This window comes from Thalassospira sp. UBA848, from assembly GCF_002295455.1.
Lineage (GTDB): Bacteria > Pseudomonadota > Alphaproteobacteria > Rhodospirillales > Thalassospiraceae > Thalassospira.
In genome coordinates this window covers 1-7,058 of sequence record NZ_DBGS01000096.1, presented here as the reverse complement: position 1 = coordinate 7,058, position 7,058 = coordinate 1, and the positions used below count along the sequence as shown (strand labels likewise).

Sequence of the window (7,058 nt, the reverse complement as noted above, 5' to 3'; positions counted from 1 at the left end):
CGACCGCGCCGCATTTCCATGCCGGTGTGAATGGCGAGGTATTTGAAGGCTGGCTTGGCGATCTTGATCCCGCACAGCCGCTTTCGCTTTATCTGCATGTCCCCTATTGCGAGGAAATGTGCTGGTTCTGCGGCTGCAACACCAAGATCACCAAGACCTACAAGCCAGTTCACGGTTACGTCGCAGCCCTTCTGACAGAGATCGAAGGTACCCTTGGCAAACTGCCGGCGGACAAGTCATTCAGCGTTTCGCACATTCATTTTGGCGGCGGTAGCCCGACTATCCTGAAGGCCGAAGATCTGCGTGCCATCATGGCGGCAATCCGCGAAAGGTTGCATATCCTTGATGATGCCGAAATCGCCATTGAAATGGATCCGCGCACCGCGACCGATGACTTCATGGAAGCCATGATCGAATGCGGCTTCAACCGTGCCAGCATCGGCATTCAGGATTTCAACCAACAGGTCCAGACAGCGGTCAACCGCATTCAAAGCATGCAGCTTGTTCGTGAAGTGATCGCCAAATTGCGCTCGCACGGGATTGCCGGCATCAATGTTGATCTGATGTACGGCCTGCCGTTCCAGACGGTTAAATCCCTGCGCGAAACGGTTGACCAGACTGTGGAGCTTTGCCCGGATCGCCTGTCGGTATTCGGCTATGCCCATGTGCCATGGATGAAAAAGCACCAGCAGCTTATCCCGACCGAAGCCCTGCCAAACACCGAGGAACGCTGGGCCCAGTATGAGGAAATCCAGAACCGTCTTGCCAAGCACGGCTTTGTTGCCATCGGGCTTGATCACTTTGCCCATCAAACCGATAGCATGGCACGTGCACTATCTGACGGCCTTCTGCACCGGAATTTCCAGGGTTACACCACTGATCGTGCCGAAGCCCTGATCGGGTTTGGCCCGTCTGCGATTTCGTCCCTGCCGCAGGGTTACGCACAAAACGACCCGGCGCTGGCCCGCTGGCAGCGGGCGGTTGAAGACGGCAAATGCGCCATCGAAAAAGGCGTTGCCCTGACCGACGAGGACAGATTGCGCCGTGACATCATTAACGAGCTGATGTGCAATCTTGCCGTGGACCTTGATGACATCTGCGCCAACCACGGTATTTCCGCAGATCGTTTCACGCCGGAGCTTGAGCGGATCAAGGCAATGACCCAGGACGGCATTGTCGAAGTTCAGGGGAATTACATTGAATTAAGTGAATTGGGCCGTCCCTTGGTGCGCGCTGTCTGCGCGGCGTTTGATACCTATCTCAACCACGCGCACGGACGTCATTCGCAAGCGGTTTGATGGCCCCGCAAAAAGTACCTTGAACAACGAAGGGAGCCAACTGGCTCCCTTTTCTGTTCTGGTTACGCCCCCTTGCGCAGGGTCAGAATGACAATGCCGCTGACCACGACCAGACCGCCCAACATCTGGATTGGGCTGATCATCTGCCCCAGCACCACCCAGCCAAACAACAAGGTTGCAATCGGTTCGACATTCATCACTGGCGCATTGCGCGCCATATCAAGGCGCGGCACATTGATGAACAGAACCGCAAACGCCCCGCCATACAGCAGCATCAAGGCCAAAAGCCCCATCCATCCCGGTGTCGCGTTTGGCAGGCTCATACCGCCCGGCAAGACATCGCCAATTCCCGCAATGATCATGGAAATGAAAACCACAACCATGGTGAACATGGAACGCACCGGCCCACTTATCCCCGCAAGCTTGTGATCGGTCACCCAGAAAGCAACAGAAAGTGCGGTTGCCGCCATCAAGGCAAACCCGATCCCCAGCCACCAGCTTGCACTCACCTCTGCACCACCGCCCAAAATCGCTGGCAGATCAAGCGCAAGGACAAGCCCCGAAAGGATGAACAACATCAGCCCCGCCGCGCGCAGTGTCGGGCGCGGCCCGCCAAGCGCCCAAGTCAGCAAAGCCAAAATGATTGGAAACGTATTGGCGGTTAACAGCGCCAACGCAACAGGCACACGGGCAACAGCAGAATAAAGACACAGGCTCTGGATCGTGATCATCAATCCCAGAACCAATTGCCAACGTCCCAATCCACGCGGCAGACGGATCGAATGGCGCTTGAAAAAGACAATCCCAATCAGGATCGATAACGCAACGCCAGAGCGGAACAAAACCGCCACAAGAAGCCCGGTGCCATGTTCAAACGCCAGACGCGCCGCAACATGGTTGCCAGCAAAACAACAGGCAACAATAGCCAGAATGGCGACGGCAATCTGACGCGGAAACAATTGCGGGGCGTTTCCCGCACGCAGAGCGGCAGGCGCGGAATTGGGTGACGACATCGGGGCGAACTTCCAAAACGGTGGTGCCCGACCAATAGACCCTACAGCCCCGGATAAAACAAGGCGCGATCAACGATCCTGATCGGCAGGTGCGCCCAAAAGCTCCAGACAACGTTGCGCAACAAGTCGCGCAGGCTGCAATGACGGGTGCTTGAACGGGACCAGTTCGGTATCTGATAACAATGGCCGTGCATAGCCGCCTTCATACAGGTTTTGATGCAAACGCTGATGGCGCACATTGGCCAGACCATCCGGGGCATAAATATAAACACCGCCCGGTGCGGCCGCTGCTTCGCAACACATTGACACGGAATCACTGGTCACGATCAGAACATCGGCCAAGGCAAGATACCCGAAATACGGATTCTCGTCCTGCGACTTCCAGTCATGCAGATGATAAGTCACGCCAGAGTTAGCCAGCCGACTGACAATCAATTCTTCGCATTCCTGACCAGTCCGGCGGCTGGTCGTTACAAGCAGTGACCCGTCAACGGACCGAGCCGCATCGATTGCCCGTGCTATTAATTCTTCTGCCATGGCTGGCGTGAAAGTCGTTTTCTTTGTGCTCCCACCAATGATCACGGCAAAGCGCGGAGACGGAAGCCCCTTGAAGTAGCTGCGCCACTTATCGGCTTCGACCAGAAGTCTGGTTTCGGTCACGCGATGCGGGGCGCCGGGAATCTCGACAATGTTCTCGCGTACAGGAATTCGATCATGGGCCGGCACAGCAATAAGATCGAAAGCGTTTTCACCACCGTCGGGACGCATGATCTGACAGATGCGACTATGGCCGCGGCTTTGCTTTTTGATCCAACGTGCAATCGGTGCGGTTCGCCGTCCGGCGGCGATGACAAGATCCGGCCAAGGGGCAACAAGGCGCGCACGCGACTCATCATCAACACCGATCAAGCTCGCGCGGCGGATGAAGTTCGGCAATTTGACCAGATTTGTATACGCGATATCAATCCGCTTAAAAGGTTGCGCCAACGCTTCGGCCACCCCGACGGCCTGGTTGATATTCCCCGCGCGGTCATCGGCCAGAACCCAGATCAGGTGTGTTTCTTGATCGCTCATGCAGGGAACTTTCCTGACAGGTTTATTGCCATGGTTCGCGCAGTTTAAGGGTCACCAACAGAAACGGCGAACCCTGCCGACGCTTTCCTGATAGGTACAGCCTGATCAGCCGATTATCAAGCACGACAAGCACAAACAAAATTTACGCTGGGCATTGAAATCTTTTTGTAATCTAATCTCGAAACCCCACCTTTATGAAAGGGATACCCACCCTAAAGTATGGGTACATCATTATCTGACGTCCAAGGTCAACGTAGACAGAATGCTCAGCACTTCGGCTTCTATAAAAAGAACATCACGGATCGTCCTTTGCGTCTTGCTGGCGCTCTTGCCGGTCACGGTTTGGCTCGTGACCACGCTGTGGCACGAGGCAAAGCTGATCGACATCACAGAGGATGGGCGTAACAAGCTTGAACTGTATCGTTCCAACCTTCAGGGCGCGATCAAGGAACACGAATACCTGCCAATCACGCTGGCATCGGACAAGCGCATCATTGATCTTGCCGTCTATGCCGACCCGGTTATCGCCAAGGCCGTGAACATCTATCTGGAAAAACTTGCTGCCGACAGTGGTGCTTCGGACATCTATTTCATGGATCGCAATGGCGCGACGCTGGCTGCCAGCAACTGGAACAGCGACGCCTCCTTCATCGGGCGCAACTTTTCCTTCCGGCCCTATTTCCAACAGGCAAAAAGCGGTCAGACCGGGCACTATTTTGCCTTCGGCATCACATCAAACGTGCCGGGTTACTATATCTCCCACCCAGTGCGCCCGGACGGGACGACTTTTGCCGGGGCCATGGTTGTCAAAACGCATCTTGAGGCGCTTGTGCAACGCTGGACACGCGGCAGCGAAAGCGTGTTGGTCACCGACCAGAACGGCATCGTTATCATCTCGTCCAATCCGGAATGGCGTTTTCGTGATCTTGCCGGTCTTGACAACAAGGATCGCCCACGCCTGATCGCATCGCGTAAATACGGAAGCTATCCACTTGAAGCCATGCCGTTGCTTGAAGGCAAATGGCCGCTTGATGAAGGCCCAACAACACTTAGTCTCGCCCCTGTCGCGCAAGACGAAACGCAGTCCAAGACCACAGACCAGACAACCGGCACCTTGCAAAATCGCCCGGATACTCCCGGCAAAACAAGTTATCTGGTCACGGCAAGCAACTTGCCCAAACAGGGTTGGCGCATGTTTCTGCTGACAGACAAGTCGCTGCTGGATCGCTCGGTTATCAGTGCCGGCGCGATGGGGGGTGCCGCACACATCATTCTGACCGGTCTGATTTTTATCGTCCTTCAGCGCCGCCGCGCGATGATGGAGCAACTTGAAATTCGCGATTGGTCACAACGCGAACTTGAACGCCAGGTCCGGCTGCGGACCACCGACCTGATGAACACCAACCAGCGCCTGGCAGAAGAAATCTCTCAGCGGTCGCGCACTGAAGATGCCCTTCGCACCGCCCAGGCCGAACTGGTTCAAACAAGCAAGCTGGCCGCCCTTGGGCAGATGTCGGCGGGAATTGCCCATGAAATCAACCAGCCCCTGACTGCCATTCGCAACTATGCGGAAAATGCGTTGAAGTTCATTGCCCGTGGCAACGACGAAACGGCGAACCGAAACCTCAAGCGCATCTCCGAACTTACAGATCGCATGGGTCGGATCACCAACAACCTCAAAACATTTTCGCGACGTCCAGAACAGGACAACCAACCGGTTGATGTTCCCGTCCAAATGCAAAAGGCCATTGATCTGGTTCTTGAGACAGGGCGTGCGGGTGTCAGCAATATCACGCTTCACCAGAATGGCGATATTAAACCAGTCATCGCCGAGGCAAGCCAGCTTACCCAGGTCTTTATCAATCTGGTCAACAATGCTGCTGATGCGTGCCAAAACATCGAAGAGCCGGAAATCAGTATCACGATCACAGGCGGCGAGGACCGCTTGATCGTCAAGATCAACGACAACGGCCACGGCATATTGCCAGACAACCTGCCCAAGCTTTTCGATCCCTTCTTTACCACCAAGCCGTTTGGCGATGGGCTGGGGCTTGGGCTTTCGATCTGTTATGGCATCATTCGAAGCTTTGGCGGCACCATTCGTGCGGAAAACCGCCCGCAAGGAGGTGCATCCTTCATCATAGAGCTACGCTATGACGGCCCGGTCGAAACAGACGGCGAAAACGGCATCTCGACCTCGATGCTACCCGCTGCTAGAACATCACCAGAATCCAGTATACACTTCGAACAGCACCATGGTCAGAGCTGAACCTGTTTTTGTCCTCTGATCCGGGTAACAGATCAAAGGATAGGTCAGTGCCGACATCCGCAGAATGCGTCCTGTTTGTTGATGACGATGAAGATGTGCGAGAAGCCGCACAACAAACACTCGAGCTTGCCGATATCTATGTCGAAGTCTTCGGGACCGCCGCTGCTGCGCTTGAACGCATCAAGAACGGCTGGCCTGGCATCGTTATCTCCGACATTCGCATGCCGAAAATGGACGGCCTTGAACTGCTTGCCGAAGTCAAAAAATACGATGCGGAAATGCCGGTTATACTGGTGACCGGGCATGGCGATGTCGCCACCGCGGTTCAGGCGATGCATGACGGAGCGTTTGATTTTATCGAAAAGCCCTATGCGCCGGATCTGTTTATCGACATTGCCCGTCGCGCAATGAGCCACCGCGCGCTCGTGCTTGAAAACCGCACACTGAAAATCGAACTGGCCCGTCATTCCAAAAATGCCTCGGACTTTATCGGCCGCAATCCCGCGATGGAAAAGCTCCGCACGCTTATTGGCAATGTTGCCAGCACCAATGCCCATGTCCTGATCAATGGCGAAACAGGATCGGGCAAGGAAGTCATTGCACGAAACCTGCATGAAATGTCGGGCCGCACAGGGCCATTTGTTGCGGTCAACTGTGGCGGGATGCCCGAACATCTGATTGAATCCGAACTGTTCGGCCACGAGGCCGGGGCCTTCACCGGGGCGGACCACAAGCGCATTGGCAAGTTCGAGTTTGCCGACAAGGGCACGCTGTTCCTTGATGAAATCGAAAGCATGCCCCTTGCCCTGCAGATCAAGTTGCTGCGCGTGTTGCAGGAACGCGCGCTTGAACGTCTTGGATCAAACCGTGTCCTGCCAATTGATCTGCGTGTTGTCGCGGCAACCAAAGTCGACCTGCGCACCGCGTCGGCCCAAGGCGAATTTCGCGAAGACCTTTATTACCGCCTGAACGTCGTGCAGCTTCACATTCCACCCCTGCGCGATCGCAAGGATGATATCGCGCTGCTGTTCGAATATTTCACCCGCGACGCCGCCAAACGATTTGACCGGACTGTCAGCCCGCTTACCCCTGCGGAACTGGCGCGCTTTAATGCTTATGACTGGCCGGGCAATGTGCGCGAATTGCGAAATGCCGCCGAACGCCGTGTTCTGGGCCTTGAGCCGCTGGCAACGGGTGACGACGGCGAAGAAAGCTATGGCGTGCCCCTGCCCCAACAGGTCGAGGCGTTCGAGAAAAGCCTGATCACCGAGGCACTTCGTGAACATGGTGGCAATGTTACCGCCACCGTTTCTGCCCTTGGCGTGCCGCGCAAGACATTTTACGACAAGCTTACCAAATACAACATCATCCCCGCCGAATTCCGGCGCCAGCGCAGCACCCACG

The 7,058-nt window shown here is 55.6% G+C and carries 5 protein-coding genes; 3 read left to right on the top strand and 2 right to left on the bottom strand.

The window, feature by feature from the left end:
* Positions 1 to 1,298, top strand: a 1,298-nt coding sequence (gene hemN, locus B2R48_RS13735) for an oxygen-independent coproporphyrinogen III oxidase (RefSeq protein ID WP_297001393.1), incomplete at its 5' end; no start/stop codon positions are given.
* Between the two features lie 62 nt (positions 1,299 to 1,360).
* Here the strand turns inward: hemN and B2R48_RS13730 are convergent.
* Positions 1,361 to 2,311, bottom strand: a complete 951-nt coding sequence (locus B2R48_RS13730) for an EamA family transporter (protein WP_297001390.1) — start codon at positions 2,309 to 2,311, stop codon at positions 1,361 to 1,363.
* Positions 2,312 to 2,380: 69 nt separating this feature from the next.
* Positions 2,381 to 3,385, bottom strand: a complete 1,005-nt coding sequence (locus B2R48_RS13725; RefSeq protein WP_213472536.1) for a mitochondrial fission ELM1 family protein — start codon at positions 3,383 to 3,385, stop codon at positions 2,381 to 2,383.
* A 349-nt stretch (positions 3,386 to 3,734) separates the two neighbouring features.
* On the opposite strand from B2R48_RS13725, the gene B2R48_RS13720 reads away from it, so the two are divergent.
* Positions 3,735 to 5,654 (top strand): sensor histidine kinase, encoded by a 1,920-nt coding sequence (locus B2R48_RS13720; RefSeq protein WP_297001388.1) that lies wholly within the window; start codon positions 3,735 to 3,737, stop codon positions 5,652 to 5,654.
* A gap of 47 nt (positions 5,655 to 5,701) precedes the next feature.
* The coding region (locus tag B2R48_RS13715; protein WP_297001385.1) for a sigma-54-dependent transcriptional regulator at positions 5,702 to 7,058 on the top strand (1,357 nt) is incomplete at its 3' end.

Excerpts from the sequence above, each read along its gene's own strand:
- B2R48_RS13730 (WP_297001390.1), bottom strand. The coding sequence starts at position 2,311 with ATGTCGTCACCCAATTCCGCGCCTGCCGCTCTGCGTGCGGGAAACGCC.
- B2R48_RS13725 (WP_213472536.1), bottom strand. The coding sequence starts at position 3,385 with ATGAGCGATCAAGAAACACACCTGATCTGGGTTCTGGCCGATGACCGC.